We start from the raw sequence: 21,853 nt of genomic DNA, 5'->3' as shown, positions 1-21,853 counted from the left end.
AAGTACGCCCGCTCCTGCGCACTCAGCACCAACGGCTCGATCGGCCGGCCTCTCACACCTGCATTCGCCACAAGCGCGCTCTCCTCGAAGGTTTCGAGCACTAATTTATGCGACGAACTTGGGTTCCAGGTGACTAGCAGGACGTGGTCGCGACAGGCTCGCGACCCCATGATGATACCTTCGGCGATGGACCTGCCGGCAGGTCCGGCTGTAGAAGGCTCCCATGACAGGCGGACTGCTGGCTCGCCTCAACGGTGTCAAAAGGGATGATCGGCCATGGCAGTACAAAAAGTAGCACTCGTCACCGCGGGTGGCAGCGGCATGGGAGCAGCGGCTGCGCGTCGGCTTGCAGCTGACGGCTTTTGCGTGGCGATCCTGTCGTCCTCCGGCAAGGGCGAAGCGCTTGCGGCCGAACTCGGCGGGCTCGGCCTCACCGGCTCGAACCAGTCGAGCGACGATCTCAAGCGCCTCGTCGACGGTACGATGGCCAAATGGGGGCGCATCGACGTGCTCGTCAACAGCGCCGGCCACGGGCCGCGCGCGGCGATCACGGAGATCACCGACGACCAGTGGCACACTGGCCTGGACACATATCTTCTCAACGTGATCCGTCCGACGCGGCTCGTGACGCCGGTGATGCAGGCTCAGAGGGCGGGCGCCATCATCAACATCTCGACTGCGTGGGCGTTCGAGCCGAGCGCGATGTTTCCGACCTCGGCGGTGTTCCGCGCAGGCCTGGCTGCGTTCACGAAGATATTCACCGACACCTATGCCGCGGACAACGTCCGCATGAACAACGTGCTGCCGGGTTGGATTGACAGCCTGCCGCAGACCGATGCGCGTCGCGACAGCGTGCCGATGAAACGCTACGGCAAGGTCGAGGAGATCGCGGCAACGGTCTCGTTCCTGGCCTCCGACGGCGCGGCCTACATCACCGGCCAGAACATCCGCGTCGACGGCGGACTGACGCGCTCCGTCTGAAGCGCGCAACGTCCGTAGATCGGCCATCCCCCAGATGTTGATCACTATCCCGGCGTGGCTCAGCCAGCCCTTCGGCTTTGAGGTTCAGCCGCCATGCGCGGCCACCAGCTGAGCCAGCGCCGGCAGGATCTTGTAGCGTGCGATCTCGTGCGGATATTCGCCGCGATTGGCCAGTAGCACGATGCCGATCCGCTGCGCCGGGACGAGGCCGATATAGCCCGACGCGTTGTTGAGGCCGCCCGGCTTGTCGATGATGGTGACGCCGGGAAGGTGCACGGTTTCCCAGGCCATGGCCTGTCCGAACTTTTCGTCGACGCGGAAGCTCTCATGCAGCGTCATCCGCAGTGCCTCGCGCAGATTCGGGTCGGCCGATCGGCCGTCGACGCATGCGGCCGCGAACGTCGCGATGTCCCGCGCCGACGAGAACATCTGCCCGGTGCCGGGGAGATCAAAATAGCTCTGCTGTTCGCCGGATGGACCGAGCGCGGCGCCCTGGTCCGAATAGCCTTGCACCACGCGCTGCATCCAGGCCTCGTCCATGACGGCGCGGTTGTCCGGTCCACGTTCCGGAATGAACGTCGCCTGCATTCCGAGCGGGTTGAGAATGCGGCTCTCGATCAGCTCGCGGATCGGCGCGCGGTAGCAGCCTTCGAGCACGAGTTGAAGCAGCACGTAGCCGGCATGCGAGTAGATGCGCTGCTTGCCGGGTGCGACGCCTGCGGGCGGTGTCCAGCCGTTGAGCATGTCGATGAATTGCGCGCGCGTGAAGGATTCGTTCGGCCAGGGCGGGTGATCGGTCGGCAGCAACAGTCCCGACGTGTGGGTGACGAGCTCGCCGACCGTGACGTAGCGGATGGTGTCGCCGTGGAGTTCCGGAAGATATTTCGGCAGGGGATCGTCGAGCCGCATCTCGCCGTGGAGCGCGCCGAGCGCCACCAGCGTCGCCTCGAAAGGTTTTCGCAAGGACGCGAGGTTGAACAGCGTGTCGGCTGTTACCGGGCGTTTGCTGGTGTCGTCCGCGAAGCCATAGCTGAAGAATTCGACATGGCGGCCGGCGTAGAGGGCAGCCGCCAAGCCGCCCGGATGGTCAGGTGTGGCCGTGGGTGCGAGCTCGGTGGCGACGATGTCGCGCATCTGCTGGATCATATCGGAATCCGCCGAGGCGCGGCGCGGCCGGGGGAGCGCGACTGCGAAGGGAACAAGCGCCGCCCGAGCGAGGGTCCGCCGCGTGATGTGCGATGAGATGACAATAGCCGGCACGTGCCCTGCGAAATGCTCTGATGCGCCCCGGTCTCTTTTAGCGGGGAGAGCCCGGCATCCCAACTCACGATTGCGCGTTCCGGGTTCCGCGGCTGCGGCCCCGCGGAATTGGGCGCGCGCTCCGCGTGCGCGTCAGCGCTGTTGACTCTCGGGGACCGCAACTTCATCGAATCGCAAGGCGAGAGAATCGAGCTCGGCTCTCATCTCCGCGCATCTTGCATTGCCGCACCATGGCCGGTCACGACAATCTCGGGACCAAGTGCGGCAAGCTCGCGCACCGATGCTTTGGCACTGACCCAATCCGGTGTGAAATACATCGGCGGCCCATGCATCTCCGGGCTCTGCGTCACGGCGGCGTAAACTGACTCCTGCCGCGTTGTGATGAAGGCATCGCCCGCGATCAACACGCGGTCGCGTTCGCGCCAGAGCGAGACGTGTCCTGGCGTGTGGCCGGGGGTGTGGATCCATCGCCAATCCTGCATGAATGGCACGCTATGATCCGAGGGAAGGTCATAGAGCCGCGATGCAACGTTGACCGGCTTGGTGGGAAACAGCGGAGACAGCCGGGCGAGCAACCCGCCGCCGACGCTCGGATCCGCCGGCGGATAGGACTGGCTGCCGTCGAGATAGGGATGCTCGGCCGCGTGCGCATAGACCGGCACGTCCCACTCGCGCGCTAGCGTCTCCAGCGCGCCCACATGGTCGAAATGAGCATGGGTCATGACAATGCATGCCGGCCGGCCTTGTCCGCCGAACCGTGCGCTCGCTGCCGAGCGTATCGCCTGCGCCGAGCCGGGAATGCCGGCGTCCACCAAAACCCAATTGCCGTCGCCGGCGCTCTCCAATCCAACAAAGATCACGTTGACGATCGCAAGCTGCCGGTAGGCCACGTCGGCCACGATCTGCCTCGTATTGTCGTTGCGATCGAGATCGAATTTGGGATGTTCCGCTTCGGCGGCGGAAGAGAGGGGAATTTGTGTCATCTGCGTTCAGCCCGATACACCCGATCTCGATGGTCCCGATGCGCCAGATCTTCTTCTGCAGCAGCATCACTCCGTAGGGTGGCCGTACGGTCGAAGTCCCAGAGTTGCCGTGAGGCACGCGGAAAACGACGATTCCGTCGCGGACGTTCCTAAGGCGGAGCGCTGTTTTGTCGTCTGCTATCGCAGGTTAGCTCAAGGTCCGAAGGCCGGAACAGCTCGCGATCTCGGCGCAATCAGCATAGGAACCATCCGCAACCATCGCGGGTTGGCGGCCACGAAGCCAGCCAGATGGAGGACCAGGAAATCGCCAACGAAGCCCGCGATACGTTCGTGGTTGGACTACGCAACGCGCATGCGATGGAAATTCAGGCGCGAGAGCTGATGGAACGACGGTCGGAGCGGCTGGACGAATATCCGGAAGTCAAGGCGAAGCTCACGGCCCACCTTCAGGAGACCAACGAGCAGCTGAAGCGATTGGAAAAGTGCCTGGAAGCATGCGGCGAGAGCACGTCCAGTCTGAAGGACACCGCACAATCGATGATTGCCAACGTTCAGGCGATGGCGCACGCGACGGCCGGCGACGAGATTCTCAAGAACACGTTCGCCAACAACGCGTTCGAGAATTTCGAGATTGCCGCCTATAAGTCTCTGCTTGCGCTCTGCACCGCCGCCGGCATGGCCGAGGCCAAGGGACCGCTGGAGACGTCGCTGAAGGAAGAGCAGCGCATGGCGAGCTGGATCGACTCCAATGTCGAGAGGGTGACTATGGAATACCTCTCGCACCAGCGCCAGGCGGCCTGACAGGCTCGCGTCGAGGCCAGAACCACCGGCGCGCCAGGCGCGACCGGTGGTCCTGCGTATCCAGCTCTGCTGCTTGTGGGCAAAAGACCGACAGGAACGCGGCCGTTCGTTTCGGTTTGATACAGATGGCGCACATTATCTTCAGCGACTATCGCAATCCCGCTGCTGAACAGGCCTACGAGATCGCGTGGGACTTTCTCGCTCGCACAGGGGCCATCCGCGACGAATTCGAAGCCTGCGTGTTCCTGGCCCAGCGGGTCACGATGATGGTCGACCAGGGCCAGACGAACCGGATTAGGATGGCCAATCGCGCGATCACCGAATACCGGGATTACGTGGAGGAACGTGACGATCTGATCCGCTCCGGCGGCTATCGTCGCGAGCGCCGCTGACCGCCAGGATCCGCTTCCGTCCGCGCCTCAGGCAACCGCTTCCTTCCGCAGGCGCGAATCCGTTCCGACTGTTGACAAAATACGGCATCGGAGCGATCGGACGCGCGGATTTTTGTAGTGATTGCAAGCCATCTTGTGACAGTATTATTACCACAGGATGTCAGGTTCATTACAGCGGAGCGGCTCGATGTTGCGGTGGCAGGCGCGGTCAAATCCCCTGGCGTGGTGGTGGGGGTCCCTGACGCTGGTCAGTACCGCCAACATCGTCGTCTGGTTCATGCTGTACCGCGAGTTTTATCCGACACCCGCAAGCAGCCTTGGCGGCGGCTCCAGCATCGGGCTGATGCTGCTGCTTTGCGCAGGCTATGTGTTCGGCTGCGCATTCCGGTCGTTCCTGCCGCGCGCTGACGTGCAGCGCATCTGCCTGTTCGACACCTGGCTCTCCAGCGTGTTCGTCGGCCGTTCGGTCGCGACCGTGGCCGAACTGTGCTTCGTCGCGCAATGGGCGATCATCCTGCACCAGCTCGGCACGATGACGGGCGCCGATACCGTCGTGAACATCGCATGGGTGATCGTACCCATCATCATCATCGCGGAGTGCTTCTCCTGGTACGCGGTGGTGACCACCAATTTTCTTTACAACGCGGTCGAGAACTCGCTATGGGCGGTGACGTTCTTCATCGCAGGAATCGCGCTGTGCCGGCTGATGCCGGAATTCCAGGGACCGGTGCGCTGGGCGCTGATTGCCGGCATCGTCGGCATCGCCTGCTTCCTCGCCTTCCTCGTCACCGTCGACGTGCCGATGTATCTGAGCCGCTGGCGGGCTGGCCATGCCGAGGGCAACACCTTCCTCGGCTTCCTCGAGGGGCTGCACGACGTCTCGACGCGGTGGGTCGTGACCCACGACATCGCGCACTGGAAGGGCGAGCTGACCTGGATGTTCCTGTATTTCACCGCCGCGGTGTGGTCGAGCCTCGCACTCTGCGCGCTCTACGCCATGGACGGCTATCTCACGCGCTATCTCGCCTGAGCATCAGGCCTCGCCGAGATCGATTAACCTGAGGCTTCGACCTGCGTCAGAACGTCAGCTGCACTTTCATCGATTGCGCGCGGTCGCTGGCGAGCTCGAAGGCGGCGACGGCGTTCTCGAACGGCATGGTCGCCGTGATCAGCGGCTTGACGTCGATCAGGCCTTCGCCCATCAGCCGCACGGCGAGTTCGAACTCGGGATCGAAGCGGAAGGTGCCGCGGAGCTGCAGCTCCTTGGCGACGATGGAATTGATCGGCAGCGTCATCTCGCCGCCGAGACCGAGCTGCACCAGCGTCGCACCGGGCCGCAGCACGTCGAGCGCGGTGCGCAGCGCAGTCTGGTTGCCGGAGGCTTCAAACAGGGTGTCGAACACGCCCTTGCCGGTGCGCCAGGGATCGAGTGCAGCGGCATCGCTCCCGACATTGATGGCGTGAGTGGCCCCGAGTTTCCGTGCGACCGCCAGCGGTGCGTCGGCGACATCGGTCACCACGATCTCGGCGGCGCCGCCGAAGCGGGAGACCAGGATCATCAGCGCCCCGATCGGGCCGCAGCCGGTGATCAGGACGCGCTTGCCGAGCAGGGGGCCGGCCTGCTTTCCGGCATGCAGGCAGACCGCGAGCGGCTCGGCGACAGCTGCTTCCGCCAGCGACAGCTTGTCCGCGATCGGCACGGCCTGCGTGGCATCGATCGTCAGAAATTCGCGAAAGCCACCCTGTACATGGGGAAAGCGCATCGCGCTGCCGAGGAAGCGCATGTCGAGGCACTGGTTGCGCATGCCCTCCCGGCAATGCAGGCACTGGCCGCACGGCTTGCTCGGATTGACCGCGACGCGTGTGCCGGCCTTCACGCTGGTGACGCCGTCCCCCACCGCTTCGACCACGCCGGCGATTTCATGGCCGAGCGCCATCGGCTGCTGGATGCGCACGACGCCAAAGCCGCCGTGATGATAGTAATGCAGGTCGGAGCCGCAGATACCACCATTGGCAATCTTGACGCGGACCTCGCCAGGGCCTGGCGCCGGATCGGGGTAGCTGTCGATCCGCAGGTCTTTCGGTGCGTGGATGACGACGGCGCGCATGGGCTCGTTCCCTCGGAGTTTCGCGATCACATCGCGGCGATCATGCCGCCATCGACGTAGATGATCTGGCCGTTGACGTAGGTGGAAGCGTCCGACGCGAGGAAGATCGCGGCGCCCACCAACTCATCCGGCCTGCCCCAGCGCTTTGACGGGACGCGGCCCATCAACCAATTGTTGAACTCGGTGTTGTTGACGAGCGCCTCGTTCATGTCGGTCAGCATGTAGCCGGGGCCGATCGCATTGGCCTGGATGCCGTGCTGGGCCCATTCCACCGCCATCGAGCGGGTGAGATTCTTGATGCCGCCCTTGGCCGCGGTGTAGGGCGCGATGGTGGGACGCGCCAGCTCGCTGCCGAGCGAGCCGATGTTGATGATCTTGCCGCGCTTGCGCGGGATCATGCGCTTGGCCGCCTCCCGGCCGATCACGAAGGCACTGGTGAGGTTGGTCTCGATCACCTTGCGCCACTCGTCGGTGGTGAACTCCACCAGCGGCTTGCGGTGCTGGATGCCGGCATTGTTGACGACGATGTCGAGCGCAAGTCCGGTCTTGTCGAAGTTTTCGAAGGCGGCGAGGATGGCTGGCTCGTCAGTCACGTTGAAGGCGGCGCCTTCGGCCTGATGCCCGGCAGCGCGAAATTCGGCCACCGCCTGCTCGACGCGCTTGGGATCGACGCCGTTGATGATCAGCTTGGCACCGGCCTTCGCCATGCCCTCCGCGATGGCGCGGCCAAGCCCGCGGGAGGAGCCGGTCACGAGGGCGGTGCGGCCGGAAAGATCGAACAGGGCAGTGCTCATCTCGAGAATCCTTAAGAGTTGGAGCGGCGCACGGTGAGATCGCTACGATCGAACACCGCGGGCAGGAGATCGACGCCAAGGCCGGGGCCTTCCATCGGGAAGACATAGCCGTCCTTGATCACAGGCATCGTGGTGACGAGCTCATTGTACCAGCCCTTGTAGAAGGCGCGCACCGATTCCTGGATCAGCGTATTGGGCTGGCTGAACGACATGTGGATCGCGGCGATGAAGCCGATCGGGCCGATGCAATCGTGCGGTGCAAAGGGCCGGTGATAGGTCTCGGCCATCGCGGCGATCTTGCGGCCTTCGGTGAGGCCGCCGGTCCAGCACAAATCGGCCATCACCACGTGCATGGCGTCGCGGTCGAGCATGTCCTTGTAGGGAAAGCGCGAGCCCAGCGTTTCGCTGGCGCAGACCCAGACGTCGGTGGAGCGCGCATATTCGGCGAGCGCCTGCGGCGAGTTCATCCGGATCGGGTCTTCGTACCAGGTCGGCTTGTAGGGCTCGAGCGCGCGCGCGATCTGCTTTGCCGTCGGCAGATTCCACAGCGAGTGGAGCTCGACCATGATCTCCATCTTGTCGCCGACGGCTTTGCGGATCTTCTCGAACGGCTCGATCGCCTGCTTCATCTGGGCGGCGGTGATGTAGAGGCCCTTGTTTTCCTGCGCCGCCGGATCGAACGGCCAGATCTTCATGGCAGAGATGCCGCTTTCCAGCAGGCTTTCGGCCAGCGCATCGGCGCGGGTCATGAAGGCGTCGAGATCCTCATAGGGACCCTCGGAGGCGCCGAGATTCCAGTTCGACACCGGGCTGATATTGGTGGAGCGCACATACTTCGTGCCGGCGCAGGTGTTGTAGATGCGCTGCTTGTCGCGACAGAGGCCGCCGAGCATCTGGTGTACCGGCTGATTGCAGACTTTGCCGAACAGGTCCCACAGCGCGATGTCGATCGCCGAGGCAGCGCGGTATTCCACACCGGTGGAGGACTGCGCCATCGGCAGGTTCAGCATGTCGCGATGGATCGCCTCGATGTGCAGGGGATGGCGGCCGAGCAGGCGGCCCGCAAAGGTGTCGTGGATCTGCGCCTCGACTGCGCCGGCGCCATAGAAGGTCTCGCCGAGACCGATCATGCCCGTATCGGTGTGAACGCGGACCCAGATGACGTTGGAAAATTCCTCGGTGCGCAGGGTCTCGATCGACGTGATCTTCACCGCAACATCCTCCCATCGCCGGCGCGTTGCGCCCGTCTCGTTGTCATTGTGCGCCGCAATAGCTAGCGGGCCAGCAGACGTCTTACGCTCGCTTGTAATATATCACAACATGTTTTAAGGGTGTCACAAATAAGGCGCCGCGCTGCGAAGCGACAGCAGGCGGCCGGGAGGACAATGTGATGGCACGGCGCAAGCGCGCGCTTGAGGTGGTGAGAACGGACCGCGACGGCGAGGGCAAGCCGAGCCGACGCAACCGACTCAACTTCTTCGAGCTCGCCTATCAGAAGATCGAGGAGCTGCTCGTCCACTGCGAGCTCAAGCCTGGCCAGTTCATGACCATGCTGGAACTGCAGCAGATCACCGGCTTCGGCCGCACGCCGGTGCATCACGCCGTCAATCGACTCTCCGCCGACACGCTGATCATCATCCGCCCGCGCCATGGCCTGCACATCGCGCCGATCGATCTGGCGCGCGAGCGCATGCTCTTGGGTTTGCGCCGCGACATGGAACGCTTCGTGATCCGCCTTGCGGCCGATCGCGCCAGCCTCTCGCACCGCAATCAGGCACTGCACATCGAGCGTCTCCTGCGCGAGCGTCGCGCCAGCCTGACCCTGGACGAATTCAACAGCATCGACCGCCGCATCGACGCGCTGGTCCTGGATGCGGCGGGCGAGCCTTTCCTTGTGCACACGCTGCGGCCGCTGCACACGCTGTACCGCCGCATCGGCTACATCCATCACCGCTTCATGCCTGGGCAGGCCGAGCTGTCAGGAACGATTGATCGTCATCTGGCTATTCTCAGGGCGGTCGCCAATCGCCGCGTGGGGGACGCGGTGAAGGCGAGCGATGCCCTGATCGACTACATGGACCAGATGTTCGAGGGAATGGAGACGGGGATCGATCCGCGTTTGCTGGATTGCAGCATCGAACCGCTGCTCGGCACATAAGCTGCTCGGCACATTAAGAGGCTAGGAGGACCAAACATGTCAACGATGGCGATGCCACAACCGACCGCGAGCGAAGCCGCGGTCCGCTACCTCATTACGAACTACAGTCCCAAGGGCAACAAGGTCGGCTGGCTGATGATGGCCTCGATCCTGGTCGAAGCCTGGGACCTCTATTCCATCGCCTTCGTGCTGATCTTCATCAAGGAGCAGTACAATCCCGACCCGCTGATGCTGGGCCTTGCCGCGGCAGGCACGCAGGGCGGCGCCCTGGTGGGCGCGCTGCTCGGCGGCTGGCTGTCCGACAAGATCGGCCGCCGCGTGATGTTCCTGGTGACGATGGTGATGTTCATCGTGCTCGCCGTGGCGCAGGCCTTCGTGCCCAGCGTCGGCTGGCTGGTCGTGATCCGCTTCCTGCTTGGGGTTCCCCTCGGTTCCGACATCTCGACCGGCTACACCTACATCATGGAATCCATGGCCAAGGGTGAGCGCGAGGTCATGGGCAACCGCTGGCAGTTCATGTTCGCCGTGGGCGAGGTGCTCACCATCGGCGTCATCGTGATCTTCCTGCTGCTCGACATCCAGCACGAGATGCTGTGGCGGGTGACGCTCGGCCTCGGCGCGGTGCCGGCGCTGATCATCCTGATCATGCGCCACGACGTGCCCGAAACCGCGGTCTGGCTGGTGCAGAAGGGACGCTTCCGCGAGGCCAAGATGGTGGCGCGCGAGATGTTCAACGATGATCTGGCGATGCTGCCGGACCGGGATGTGGTGGTGCCGAAGGTCAGCACCCGCGCCTTCCTCGCCGATCTCAAGAAGGATCCGATCCGCTGGCGCGCCACGATCTACGGCTGGATCGCCTGCTTCGCGCAAGGCAGCGAGTTCTCGACGTTCGCGTTCTACCTGCCGGTGCTGTTCGTGATGGTCGGCGTGTCGAGCGTGCTCGGCAACAATTTGGTGACGATGGCGCTGTTCTGCCTCGCCGCGGTGTCGGGCTGGGTCGGCCCGCTGCTGACGCCGAAGATCGGCCATCGCGGCATCGCGATCGCCGGATTCGGCATCGTGCTGGCCTCGCTGCTGGTCGCGGCCTTTGCGCTCTACACCGACAACAAGATGCTGCTGCCGTTCGCGGCCGCCGCGATGCTGTGGGGCCATTACTGGGATGCGTCGAATTGCATGACGATCCCGACCATGGTCGCGAAGCCGAAATATCGCGGCACGGCGAGCGGCTTCGCCTACATGTTCGTGAAACTGCCGTCGTTCCTGGCGATCTTCCTGTTCCCGTCGCTGTTCGCCGCGATCGGGCAGGCTGGTGCCACGTTGTTCGTCGCGATCTTCCCGCTGATCGGATTGCTCGCCGCAATCTTCATCCTGCCGGAAGTCTACGGCTACGAGAACGACTAAGAAGCACGCTACCTGATCGCGGCCGCGAGCGCCGCGATCAGGGCGGGCGGCGTCACCAGCATGCCGAGCTTGAGGAATGGCCAGGCGCCGACCTCGATCTTTTCCCGGCGCAGCGCGACGAGCCAGAGGATGGTCGCGAGCGAGCCGGTCACCGACAAATTGGGTCCGAGATCGACACCGATCAGGATCGCGCTGACGACAGCCCCTGGCAGATGATCGCTGGCGGCAACCGAGCCCGCGACGAGGCCAACCGGCAGGTTGTTGGCAATGTTGGTGGCGACTGCCGTCGCAATGCCCACGCTCCAGGCGGCTTGTGGGATTGATTGCGCGACCGCCTCGTGCAGCAGCGCGCTGAGCTGTCCGATGACGCCGGTCTTCACCAGGGCTTCCACCATCACGAAGAGCCCGCCGACCAGCGGTAGCACGCTCCAGGAGACGCCCCGCAGCACAGGCAGGGGCGACTGCCAGTTGAACAGGAGCACGATCGCGGCGGTGATCACGCCGCAGACGAAGGTCGGCAGCCCGAGCGGCTTGTCGAGCGCGGAGGCCGTGACCAGCACGACGCCGATGGCCACGATGCCTGCCGCCGTCAGCCTGCCGCCGCGACCGAGTTTTGGATGCGGTACCTTGCGCGCAATGGTCTCCTCCTTCAACGCGCGGTGCTGGGTCAGGCGCAGCACGACATAAGTGAGCAGGATCGAGGCCGCCGAGGGCAGGGCGAACAGGCGCAACCATTCGGTGAGCTGCGGCATGCGCGCGCCGAACACCACGAGATTGGCGGGGTTCGAGATCGGCAGCACGAAGCTCGCGGCATTGGCGATGAAGGCGCAGACGAACAGATAAGGCAGCGGTTTTGCGCCTGCCGCGCGGGTCGCGGCGAACACGGCCGGCGTCAGCACGATTGCGGTGGCGTCGTTGGAGAGCAGCACCGTCACGAGCGTGCCGACGAGGTAGATCAGCAGGAACAGCCGCTGCGGCGAGCCGCCGGCATATTCCACCGCGAGCGCGGCGAGATAGTCGAACAGGCCTTCGAGCCGGGCGAGCTCGGCGATCAGCATCATGCCGATCAGGAAGAGATAGACGTCGATGCCTTTCTCGAGTCCCGTCAGCGCATCCTGCCACGGCAACAAGCCGAGCAGCACCAGTGCGGCGGCACCGATAACGGCCCAGATCGCCTCGGGCAAGCGAAACGGGCGGATGATGACGCCCGCGGTCGCGGCGACGATGATGCTCCAGGCCCAGATGGCGTCATGCGGCACGGTCAGTCCTTGAATGGATTGGGTTCATTCGGCAGCGATAGCGGAAGCCGCCGCCGCTGTCTTCCCCCGCGGATTCGGGGCGCCATGGGCGACTTGCGTGTCTCAGGCAGGGGATTTCGCGACAGCTTTGTTCCGCCTCAGAATTTCACCGCCAGCAGCACCGCGCCGGCGCCGATCATGGCGATGCCGACCCAGCCTTGCGCGGTCGGGCGCTCGCCGAGAAACGTGAAGGCGAACATGGCAACCAGCACGACGCTGAGCTTGTCGATCGGCGCTACGAGCGTCGCGGGTCCAAGCTTCAGCGCGCGGAAATAGCACAGCCAAGACGCGCCGGTCGCAAGCCCCGAGAGCACCAGGAACAGCCAGGTCTTTGACGAGACCGCCGATGGCGCGGCGAACTGCCCGGTGAAAAACAATAAGATCGAGAAAGCGAGCAGCACCACGATGGTGCGGATGAAGGTCGCAAGGTCCGGGTTAATATTCTCGACGCCGACCTTGGCGAAGATCGCTGTGAGTGCGGCAAAGCAGGCGGAGAGCAGCGCCCAGGTTTGCCAGGCAGAGAGGAGGGTGGATTTCATATCATCGGGATCCGTTGGTCTGTGACGGCGCGCTAGCCGTCATTGCGAGCGCAGCGAAGCAATCCAGACTGTCTCCGCGGAGGGATTCTGGATTGCTTCGCTGCGCTCGCAATGACGGAGACTGTGGCAGATTCTCGCGAACTTCACTCTCATCGCGCTACCGACAGCTTCTCCGAAATCGCCTTGCGCAAAATGCGCGACAGCGACTCCACCGAATATGGCTTCTGGATCAGCTCGAAGCCGCGATGCGCGTTTTCGGCGAGCACGTTGCTGTAGCCGCTCGTGAGCACGACCGGGAGACCCGGATAGCGCTCGCGGATGATGCCGGCGAGCTCGACCCCATTCATGCCGGGCATGATGACATCGGAGAAAACGAGGTCGACGGCGAATTCGTTCTCGCCGAGGATGCCCAGCGCCGCATTGGCATTGGCGACGCGGCGGACGACGTAGCCGAGATCTTCCAGAAGCTCGGTCGAGAACTGGCCGACATCGTCATTGTCCTCGACCACCAACACGCGATAGCCGCGTCCGGTCGTGGCGGCTTCGTGGGTCAACGCCGCGGCTTCCTTGTCCGCGACTGGGCTCTGTGCCTGCGGCAGATAGATGGTGAAGGTCGCGCCCTTGCCCGGTGCACTCGTCACCGCAATGTCGCCCTCGGACTGCTTTGCAAAGCCAAAAGCCTGACTGAGGCCAAGGCCGGTACCCTTGCCGACTTCCTTGGTGGTGAAGAACGGCTCGAAGATCGAGTCGAGGTGTTCCGGCGCGATCCCGCTGCCGGTATCGGCGACCGAGATTGCGACATAGTCACCGCTGCGCGCCGATTGCGAGCGCAGACTCGGGGTGCCCAAAACCTTGCGGACCGCAATGGTGAGGCGGCCCTCGTCTTCCATTGCATCGCGGGCATTGATGGCGAGGTTGATCAGCGCGGTCTCGAACTGGGCGATGTCGGCGATGGTGTAGCAGTCGGAATCGTGCACCTCCACGGCGATCTCGATGCGGCCGCCGACCAGCGGCCGGACCAACTGTGCCACGCCCTCGACCTGACTGCCGACATTGAAGATCTGTGGCTTCAATGGCTGCCGGCGCGCAAAGGCCAAAAGCTGCGCGGTCAGCTTGGAGGCGCGCTCGACGGTGTCCGAGATCGCGTCGACATAGCGACGCCGGCGCTCCTCCGGTAGCTCGCGCCGGCGCAGGAAGTCGGTCGCCGAGCGGATGATGGTGAGGAGATTGTTGAAATCGTGCGCGACGCCGCCGGTGAGCTGGCCGATCGCCTCCATCTTTTGCGATTGCCGCAGCGCTTCCTCGCCGCGGCGCCGCTCGGTGATGTCGACGGCTTCCGGCACGGCGCCGGTGATGCTGCCGTGGCGGTCGAGCACCGGGCGCATGCCGAACTCGAAATCGCGCTCGCCGACGGGAAGGCGCAGGCGGATCTCCATCCTGACGGCTTCGCCCTTCAGCACGGTCTCGAACGCCTCGCGCACGATCGCGCTCATGCCTTGGGTGCCGGCGAACCAGGCTGTCTCCCACAGCGGTTTGCCGATGACGTCCCGCGCTTCCGCGCGTATGTCATCGAGCGCGGTTTTGTTGGCGTAAAGCAATTCGCCCCTGAGATTGACCAGGCCTTGGTACTGGTTGCTGGTTTCCAGGATGGCGCGCAGCCGCGCCTCATTGGCTTCGAGCTCGGCGGTGCGCTCGACGATGCGCTCCTCGAGCGTCTCGTTGAGCTGGCGGAGCTCGATCTCGGCCTGCTTGGCGGCGGTGATGTCATGGGCGACACCGATGAAGCCGATATGCTTGCCGGTCGGATCCCAGCGCGGCTGGGATTCCGAGCGCAGCCAGCGCCACTCGCCAGTGGCGTCCTTGTAACGCGCTTCCAGCACGAACGGCTTCAGCGAGGCTTCGCCCTGGACGGATTGTTGCAGTACACGCGGCAGGTCGTCGGGATGCAGCACCTTGCGCCAGTCGAAATCGATCGCCTGGTCATAGGGCAGGCCGAGGAAGTCGACATAGGCCTGGTTGGCGAAGGAGCGCTTGCGGTCGAGCTTTGTGACCCAGATCGGCACCGGCGCGCTGTCGGCGATCAGCCGGAAGCGCTCCTCGCTCTCGCGCAGCGTCTCGCGCGCGACCATCTGGTCGGTGATGTCGATATGGGCACCGACCAGGCGGATAGCGCGGCCCTCGCTATCGCGCTCGATCTTGGCGACGACACGGATCCAGCGGGTCTCGCCGTCGCTCGGACGAATGATGCGGTATTCGGCCGTATAATCCTCGTTGGTCCCGGCGAGTGCCTCGAGGAAATGCTTGACGGTCGCGTCGCGGTCGTCGGGATGGATGCGGCTGACCCAGTCCTCGTGCGATTCGTCGACGGCCTCGAGCGGCAGCCCGTGGATCATCAGGTATTCAGGCGAGCGGCGATTCTTGAAGCCCTCGCGGAAGTCGACCTCGAGCCCGCCGACCTTGCCGATGCGCTGGATGCGCGCGAGCTCGGCCTCGCGCTCCTGAAGCGCGTGATAGGCATTGTCGCGCTCGCGCGCGATCTCTTCCAGGTGCTGGCGCAGCCTTTCGGCGGCGATGGTCTCGGGCAGGGGATCGTTCAAGGCGTCGGCCGTTGTCATGCGGGTGCGCACGTGCCGGACTGATACTCACACAGAAGCAGCGTGATGGCCATTGCTCAAAGGAAGATATCGAGAGGAGGTCCTGCGCCTTGTGAAAGGCGGGAAAAGTCCGTCCAGTCAACCTCCGGGCTGGCATTTTGTTCCCAGGGTTGGAACGATCGGCCCGCCGCGGCGTCTTCGCGAGGCGCCGAGCGATCCTCTCTAAAACTCCCTTTCCGAAGAGGCTAAATCTTGAAGCTCTTTGTCTGCCAGGCCTGCGGCAACGTCCTCTATTTCGAGAACCGCGCCTGCGAACGCTGCGGCCACCGGGTCGCCTTCCTGCCGGAGAAGGAGACGATGTCGGCGCTCGAGCCCGATGGGGACGGCTGGGCCACGCTCGCCGACAAGGGCAAGGGACGCATGCTGTGCCGCAACGCCGAGTATGATTCCTGCAACTGGCTGACGGATGCGGGCGATAGCACCGGCTATTGCCGTGCCTGCCGCCATAACGGCATCGTGCCGGACCTGTCGGATTCCGCCCAGCTTGCCGGCTGGCGCGAGCTGGAGGTGGCGAAGCACCGCTTGTTCTATTCGTTGATCCGCTGGAAGCTGCCGCTCCAGACCCGGCAGGACAATCCCGAACACGGCCTGATCTTCAACTTCCTCGCCGACGATCCGAGCAGCGGCGAGAGGATCATGACCGGCCATGACAACGGCCTGATCACGATCGCGCTCACCGAGACCGACGAGATCGAACGAGAGCGGCGCAGGCTGGAGATGGGCGAGCCGTACCGGACCTTGCTCGGGCATTTCCGCCACGAGGTCGGCCACTATTTTTGGGACGTGCTGGTCCGTAATGGGGGCAAGCTCGACCAATGCCGCGCGGTATTTGGCGAGGATTCAGTGGATTACGGCCAAGCCTTGCAGCGCCACTATGCCGAAGGCGCTCCGCCTGACTGGCAACAGAACTACGTCTCGGCCTACGCCACGACGCACCCCTGGGAAGATTTCGCGGAAACCTGGGCGCACTATCTCCACATCGTCGACACTCTGGAGATGGCCTCCGAGTTCGGCATGGAGGTGCGGCCGCGGGTCGACCGCGACGGCGAGCTGACCGCGCGGATCCGCTTCAACTCGTACCAGGCCAAGGACGTCGAGGTCCTGGTCAATGCATGGCTGCCCTTCACCTTCGCCATGAACAGCGTCAACCGCGCGATGGGCGCGCGCGACCTCTATCCTTTCATCCTGTCGCCCGCGGTGGTCGCGAAGCTCGGCTTCATTCATGCCTTGGTGCGGGACGCGGCCAGGACCAAAGGACCGTAGTGCGAAGCAGCGCGTCGGCGGGATCCGTGGGGCCGGGTTCGGTCCCGTCTGGTACGCCAGGGGCCTGCGGATTTTGACCGTTGCCTCCGCCCTATTTTGATGTACCACGGGAGCCACACGGCCCGTCCCGATAGGCCCCAACGGCCGGGGAAGGGTCCCGCCCAAGGTCGAGACTCAAGAAAAGCATGTTCAAACGCATCCTGATCGCCAATCGCGGCGAAATCGCCTGCCGGGTCATCAAGACCGCGCGCCGCATGGGAATTGAGACGGTTGCGGTCTATTCCGAGGCCGACCGCGACGCCCTCCATGTCGAGATGGCCGACGAGGCCGTGCTGATCGGGCCGCCCTCAGCGGCCGAGAGCTACCTGGTGATCGAGAAGATCGTGGAGGCCTGCCGCAAGACCGGCGCGCAAGCCGTGCATCCCGGCTACGGCTTCCTGTCCGAGCGTGAGGCGTTTCCGCGCGCGCTGGAGGCCGCCGGCATTGTCTTCATCGGTCCCAACCCGGGCGCAATCGCCGCGATGGGCGACAAGATCGAATCCAAGAAGGCCGCCGCCAAGGCCAAAGTCTCGACCGTGCCCGGCCATCTCGGCGTCATCGAGGACGACAAGCACGCGGTCCGCATTTCGGATGAGATCGGCTATCCCGTGATGATCAAGGCCTCCGCCGGCGGCGGCGGCAAAGGCATGCGTATTGCGCATTCGAGGGCCGAGGTCGCCGAGGGCTTTAATCTCGCCAAGGCCGAGGCCAAGGCCTCATTCGGCGACGACCGCGTTTTCGTCGAGAAGTTCATCGTCGATCCCCGCCACATCGAGATCCAGGTGCTGGGCGACAAGCACGGCAACGTCATCTATCTCGGCGAGCGTGAATGCTCGATCCAGCGCCGCAACCAAAAGGTCATCGAGGAGGCGCCGTCGCCCCTGCTCGATGAGGCCACCCGGCGCAAGATGGGCGAGCAGGCGGTCGCGCTCGCCAAGGCGGTGAATTACGATTCCGCCGGCACCGTCGAATTCGTCGCCGGCCAGGACAAGAGCTTCTTCTTCCTGGAGATGAACACGCGCCTCCAGGTCGAGCATCCCGTGACCGAGCTCGTCACCGGCGTCGATCTCGTCGAGCAGATGATCCGCGTGGCCGCCGGCGAGAAGCTCGCGATTGCGCAGAAGGACGTCTCGCTCAAGGGCTGGGCCGTGGAATCGCGCCTTTACGCCGAAGATCCCTTCCGCAACTTCCTGCCCTCGATCGGGCGCCTGGTGAAATACCGGCCGCCGGCGGAAGTGAGCAAAGACGGCATCACCGTGCGCAACGACACCGGCGTGCAGGAAGGCGGGGAGATCTCGATCCATTACGATCCGATGATCGCCAAGCTGGTCACGCATGCGCCCTCGCGTGCCGCCGCGATCGAGGCGCAGGCGACAGCGCTGGACTCCTTCTATGTCGACGGCATCCGCCACAACATCCCGTTCCTGTCCGCGCTGATGCACCATCCGCGCTGGCGCGAGGGCAACCTCTCGACCGGGTTCATCGCGGAAGAATTTCCCAAGGGCTTTGCGGTGCGCGTGCCCGAAGGCGAGGTCGCACGTCGCATTGCGGCGGTCGGCGCCGCGATCGATCACGTGCTCGGCGAGCGCAAGCGCCAGATCTCCGGCCAGATGGGCGGCCGCATCGTGCAGCGCGAGCGCCGGCGCGCGGTCTGGCTCGACCGCCAGGAGATTTTGCTCGAAGTTGCGCGCGAGGGCGAGGCGATCGCCGTGCGCTTCGTCGATGCCGACGGCAAGGCCGGCCAGGCGCATCTGTTGCAGTCGCCTTGGAAGCCGGGCGATCCGGTCTGGCAGGGCACGATCGACGGCCAGGTCGTGGCGGTGCAGGCGCGTCCGATCGCGAACGGCCTCCGCCTTGCGCATCAGGGTGTCGAGGTGCCGGTCTATGTCTGGACCGAAGCGGAAGCTGCATCGGCACGGCTGATGCCGGTGATGACGGCCGCCGATACCGGCAAGAAGCTGCTCTGTCCGATGCCCGGGCTCGTGGTCTCGATCGCTGTGACCGAAGGGCAGGAGGTCAAGGCCGGCGAGACGCTCGCGGTGGTCGAAGCCATGAAGATGCAGAACGTGCTCCGCTCCGAGCAGGACGGCACCGTGAAGAAGATCCACGCCAGCCCCGGCGCCACGCTCGCGGTGGATGCGTTGATATTGGAGTTTGCGTAAGGTGTGAGTGGGGCTCTCGCCCGGGCCCTACAAGCACCGTCATTGCGAGGAGCCCTTCGCGACGAAGCAATCCAGACTGCTTCCGCGGGTGCATTTCTGGATTGCTTCGCTTCGCTCGCAATGACGGAGTATGCTGCAGGCTCCGTGACCTAACCGAGACAGCACCATGGCCTTCCGTTCCCGCCGCGAAACACTGCGTTCGATCTTGTCGGGTTCGGCCTGCGTCCATCCCGGCTCCGTCTACGACGCCATCTCGATCCGCATCGCCGAGGATCTCGGTTTCCCGCTCGGCATGTTCGGCGGCTCGGCTGCCTCGCTCGCCGTGCTCGGTGATCCCGACGTCGCGCTGATCACGCTGACCGAGCTCGCCGAGCAGATGCGGCGGATGTCGCGCGCCGCAACACTTCCGGTGCTGGTCGATGCCGACCACGGCTACGGCAATGCGCTCAACGCGCGCCGCACCGTGCAGGAGCTTGAAACGGCGGGCGCGGCCGGCCTCACCATCGAGGACACGCTGCTGCCGGCCGCCTTCGGGGAGACGAAGGCGCAGTTGATCTCGCTGGAAGAAGGCGTCGGCAAGATGAAGGCCGCGCTCGATGGCCGCAGCGATCCCTCGCTTGTCATCATGGGCCGTACCGGCGCGGCGTCGATCACCTCGCTCGACGATACCATTCGCCGCGCGCAGGCCTATGAAGCTACCGGAGTCGATGCGTTGTTCTTCACCGGGATCAAGTCACGCGCCGAGCTCGATGCGATTGCGGCGGCGACGCGTCTGCCGGTCGTGCTTGGCGGCGCGCCGGAGGAATTGAACGTGCTCGACTATCTCGCCGCCCGGCGCGTCCGCATCGCGCTCCAGGGCCACGCGCCGATCGCCGCCGCAACGCAGGCCGTTTACGACACGCTGAAGGCGTTGCGCGAAGGCACGTCGCCGAAAGCGCTCAAGGGGTTGGCGTCTGCCGAACTGACCAGCCGCGTCATGCGCGAGGCCGACGTCAAGGCGCGCAGTGCCGATGTCCTCGGGCTGAAGAAATGAGCCGCGCGATCCTCCAGGTCGTGATCCGCGGCCGCGTCCAGGGCGTCGGCTACCGGGCTTGGCTCGAGTCTCAGGCGGTCAGCTGCGGGCTCGAAGGCTGGGTCCGCAACCGCCGCGACGGCAGCGTCGAGGCGCTGTTCGCTGGCGCGCCGAAGCATGTCGCCGAGATGGTCGCCCTGTGCCGCCACGGCCCACCGTCCTCGCGCGTCGACAATGTCACGAGCGAGACGGCCGGCGTGGACGAGCTGAACTTGCGCAGGGCAGGGGAAGCGTTCTCGGTGTTGCCGACGGTTTGAAGGCGGCTCGCGTTAGCGCGGCAGCTTGGCGATCGCTTCGCTCAACTCGTGGATTTCATACGGCTTGCGCAGGATCGGAAAATCGCCGCGGACATCGGCGGCGGCTTCGCTGTAGCCGGTGGCGAGCAGGATCGGCAGGCGGGGATGAGCCTGGCGCAGATGGTGAGCGAGACTGAGGCCATCCATCTTGCCGGGCATCACGATGTCCGAGAACACGAAGTCGACGCCGTTGTGCTCGAGTTCGCGCAGCGCGGCTTCGGCGTCGGGGACACGGCGGACGCGGTAGCCGAGCTGCTCCAGCAGGCCGACACTGACGACGGCGACATCGGGATTATCTTCGACCAGCAGCACTGTGCCACTGCCGCGGAACGACGGCACCTCTGCCGTTTCCCGGACCGGCGCGTCTGTTCCGCGCGGCAATAGGATGGTGAAGGTGGTGCCCTTGCCGAGCTCGCTTGCGACCTTCACGGTGCCGCCGGCCTGGTGGGCGAAGCCATGCACCTGGGAGAGACCGAGACCCGTGCCCTTGCCGATCGGCTTGGTGGTGAAGAACGGTTCGAAGATCTTGTCGACGACGTCGGAGGGAATGCCGAGCCCGGTGTCGGCCACGCCGATCGCGACGAACTCGCCGCTCAACAGCGTGTCGTCCAGCACGACGTTGCGGGCGCTGATCGTGACGGTGCCGCCCTCGGGCATTGCATCGCGGGCGTTGATGACCAGATTGAGCAGCGCCGTCTCGAGCTCGGAGGCGTCGGTCCTGATCGCCCAGACCTCGCGGTCGATGTCGAAGGCGAGGCGGACGGAGCTGCCGACGCCGGCATCGAGCACCTCGCGGATCGCGGCGATGCGTTCGGCAAAATCGATCGGCTGCGGATTGACGCTCTGTCGGCGTGCGAAGGTCAGGAGCTGGCTCGTCAGCGCAGCGCCGCGCTTGGTCGCGGTCTCGATTGCCGAGATCGCTCGATGAAGCTTGGCGTCGTCGGCCGCGCCCTTTTTCAGCATGTGAAGGCTGCCGCTGATGATCATCAGGAGATTGTTGAAGTCGTGGGCAACCCCGCCGGTGAGCTGGCCGAGTGCGTCGAACTTCTGAGACTCGGCGAGCTGCTTCTGCATCGCCTCAAGTTTCAGCTGCGCATCGCGCCGTTCTGTGATGTCGCGTGTGATCTTGGCAAAACCGATGAGCTGACCGTCTTCGCGGATCGGGTCGATGACGACACTGGCCCAGAAGAAGCTGCCGTCCTTGCGGACGCGCCAGCCTTCCTCCTCATAGCGTCCCTTGTCCCGCGCAATGCCGAGCGCTCGGGCCGGCTTGCCGTTCGCCCGGTCGACCTCGGTGTAGAAGCGCGAAAAGTGCTGGCCGAGGATCTCGTCGGGCGAATAACCCTTGATGCGCTCGCCGCCGATATTCCAGCTCGTGATGATCCCCGACGGGTCGAGCATATACAGTGCGTAGTCGGCAACCCCTTCAACCAACAGCCGAAAACTGCGCTCGCTTTCGAACAAGTCTCTCTGCTGACTGGCCTTTTTGAACATTCCGGAACCCCGCCTGAACGGAAGCAAACGCAGCACGGGCCGATATGTTCCCGCTGCTGGGACAATTTTAGGCAGATTCGCTGACCCGTATGCAGGCTTTAACGGCGCTCCGCCTGCTTGAATGATGGGTATGTCCTGTATCGAGCGCGACGATCCGA

The 21,853-nt window shown here is 64.5% G+C and carries 18 protein-coding genes and 1 pseudogene; 10 read left to right on the top strand and 9 right to left on the bottom strand.

The window, feature by feature from the left end:
• Window positions 1-276 precede the first annotated feature (276 nt).
• Complete coding sequence (locus AC0L2O_RS21045; protein ID WP_473371030.1) at window positions 277-981, top strand: SDR family oxidoreductase; 705 nt, start codon at window positions 277-279, stop codon at window positions 979-981.
• A gap of 84 nt (window positions 982-1,065) precedes the next feature.
• Here the strand turns inward: AC0L2O_RS21045 and AC0L2O_RS21040 are convergent, their stop codons facing one another.
• Both AC0L2O_RS21040 and AC0L2O_RS21035 read right to left on the bottom strand, forming a co-directional pair.
• Window positions 1,066-2,127 (bottom strand): serine hydrolase, encoded by a 1,062-nt coding sequence (locus AC0L2O_RS21040; RefSeq protein ID WP_409188303.1) that lies wholly within the window; start codon window positions 2,125-2,127, stop codon window positions 1,066-1,068.
• A 246-nt stretch (window positions 2,128-2,373) separates the two neighbouring features.
• Window positions 2,374-3,224 (bottom strand): annotated as a pseudogene (locus AC0L2O_RS21035) (MBL fold metallo-hydrolase).
• A 303-nt stretch (window positions 3,225-3,527) separates the two neighbouring features.
• On the opposite strand from AC0L2O_RS21035, the gene AC0L2O_RS21030 reads away from it, so the two are divergent.
• From AC0L2O_RS21030 to AC0L2O_RS21020, 3 genes are all read left to right on the top strand, one after another.
• Entirely contained in the window at window positions 3,528-4,025 is a 498-nt protein-coding gene (locus AC0L2O_RS21030; protein WP_473371036.1) for a ferritin-like domain-containing protein, read from the top strand.
• 125 nt (window positions 4,026-4,150) lie between these two features.
• Window positions 4,151-4,417, top strand: coding sequence for a hypothetical protein (locus tag AC0L2O_RS21025; RefSeq protein WP_409188306.1), 267 nt, complete (start codon window positions 4,151-4,153; stop codon window positions 4,415-4,417).
• Between the two features lie 187 nt (window positions 4,418-4,604).
• The gene (locus AC0L2O_RS21020) at window positions 4,605-5,447 is read left to right on the top strand and encodes a hypothetical protein (protein ID WP_473371029.1); all 843 of its coding nucleotides are present in this window, start codon (window positions 4,605-4,607) and stop codon (window positions 5,445-5,447) included.
• A 46-nt stretch (window positions 5,448-5,493) separates the two neighbouring features.
• Here the strand turns inward: AC0L2O_RS21020 and AC0L2O_RS21015 are convergent, their stop codons facing one another.
• Genes AC0L2O_RS21015 through AC0L2O_RS21005 form a run of 3 tightly spaced genes read right to left on the bottom strand, consistent with a single transcriptional unit; the run spans window position 5,494 to window position 8,530 of the window.
• Window positions 5,494-6,525, bottom strand: coding sequence for an L-idonate 5-dehydrogenase (locus AC0L2O_RS21015; RefSeq protein WP_473371028.1), 1,032 nt, complete (start codon window positions 6,523-6,525; stop codon window positions 5,494-5,496).
• A 26-nt stretch (window positions 6,526-6,551) separates the two neighbouring features.
• A complete protein-coding gene (locus AC0L2O_RS21010) occupies window positions 6,552-7,319 on the bottom strand; it encodes an SDR family oxidoreductase (protein ID WP_473371027.1) in 768 nt (255 codons plus the stop codon).
• A gap of 11 nt (window positions 7,320-7,330) precedes the next feature.
• A complete protein-coding gene (locus AC0L2O_RS21005) occupies window positions 7,331-8,530 on the bottom strand; it encodes a mandelate racemase/muconate lactonizing enzyme family protein (RefSeq protein WP_473371026.1) in 1,200 nt (399 codons plus the stop codon).
• Between the two features lie 179 nt (window positions 8,531-8,709).
• Between AC0L2O_RS21005 and AC0L2O_RS21000 the strand changes: the two genes are divergently transcribed.
• Both AC0L2O_RS21000 and AC0L2O_RS20995 read left to right on the top strand, forming a co-directional pair.
• The gene (locus AC0L2O_RS21000; protein WP_473371025.1) at window positions 8,710-9,477 is read left to right on the top strand and encodes a GntR family transcriptional regulator; all 768 of its coding nucleotides are present in this window, start codon (window positions 8,710-8,712) and stop codon (window positions 9,475-9,477) included.
• Between the two features lie 36 nt (window positions 9,478-9,513).
• Window positions 9,514-10,878 (top strand): MFS transporter, encoded by a 1,365-nt coding sequence (locus AC0L2O_RS20995; RefSeq protein WP_369723187.1) that lies wholly within the window; start codon window positions 9,514-9,516, stop codon window positions 10,876-10,878.
• Window positions 10,879-10,886: 8 nt separating this feature from the next.
• On the opposite strand, the gene AC0L2O_RS20990 is transcribed toward AC0L2O_RS20995, so the two are convergent.
• The 3 genes from AC0L2O_RS20990 to AC0L2O_RS20980 all read right to left on the bottom strand — a co-directional run bounded on the left by AC0L2O_RS20990 (window position 10,887) and on the right by AC0L2O_RS20980 (window position 15,342).
• Window positions 10,887-12,137 (bottom strand): arsenic transporter, encoded by a 1,251-nt coding sequence (locus AC0L2O_RS20990; protein WP_369723188.1) that lies wholly within the window; start codon window positions 12,135-12,137, stop codon window positions 10,887-10,889.
• Window positions 12,138-12,274: 137 nt separating this feature from the next.
• Window positions 12,275-12,715 (bottom strand): EamA family transporter, encoded by a 441-nt coding sequence (locus tag AC0L2O_RS20985; RefSeq protein ID WP_473371024.1) that lies wholly within the window; start codon window positions 12,713-12,715, stop codon window positions 12,275-12,277.
• A 149-nt stretch (window positions 12,716-12,864) separates the two neighbouring features.
• A complete protein-coding gene (locus AC0L2O_RS20980) occupies window positions 12,865-15,342 on the bottom strand; it encodes a PAS domain-containing hybrid sensor histidine kinase/response regulator (RefSeq protein WP_473371023.1) in 2,478 nt (825 codons plus the stop codon).
• Between the two features lie 219 nt (window positions 15,343-15,561).
• On the opposite strand from AC0L2O_RS20980, the gene AC0L2O_RS20975 reads away from it, so the two are divergent.
• From AC0L2O_RS20975 to AC0L2O_RS20960, 4 genes are all read left to right on the top strand, one after another.
• Window positions 15,562-16,632: a zinc-binding metallopeptidase family protein gene (locus AC0L2O_RS20975; RefSeq protein WP_473371022.1), complete on the top strand. Its 1,071-nt coding sequence runs from the start codon at window positions 15,562-15,564 to the stop codon at window positions 16,630-16,632.
• Window positions 16,633-16,817: 185 nt separating this feature from the next.
• Entirely contained in the window at window positions 16,818-18,833 is a 2,016-nt protein-coding gene (locus AC0L2O_RS20970) for an acetyl-CoA carboxylase biotin carboxylase subunit (RefSeq protein ID WP_473371021.1), read from the top strand.
• Between the two features lie 166 nt (window positions 18,834-18,999).
• Window positions 19,000-19,866, top strand: a complete 867-nt coding sequence (locus tag AC0L2O_RS20965) for an isocitrate lyase/PEP mutase family protein (RefSeq protein WP_473371020.1) — start codon at window positions 19,000-19,002, stop codon at window positions 19,864-19,866.
• Entirely contained in the window at window positions 19,863-20,162 is a 300-nt protein-coding gene (locus tag AC0L2O_RS20960; protein ID WP_369723195.1) for an acylphosphatase, read from the top strand. Before AC0L2O_RS20965 ends, AC0L2O_RS20960 begins: the two co-directional genes overlap by 4 nt.
• A 12-nt stretch (window positions 20,163-20,174) precedes the next feature.
• Here the strand turns inward: AC0L2O_RS20960 and AC0L2O_RS20955 are convergent, their stop codons facing one another.
• Complete coding sequence (locus tag AC0L2O_RS20955) at window positions 20,175-21,695, bottom strand: ATP-binding protein (protein ID WP_473371019.1); 1,521 nt, start codon at window positions 21,693-21,695, stop codon at window positions 20,175-20,177.
• Window positions 21,696-21,853 lie beyond the last annotated feature (158 nt).

Source organism: Bradyrhizobium sp. Kon10 (assembly GCF_055807395.1).
Note: the sequence above shows the minus strand (reverse complement) of the source record. Positions and strands in the feature narration are given on the sequence as shown.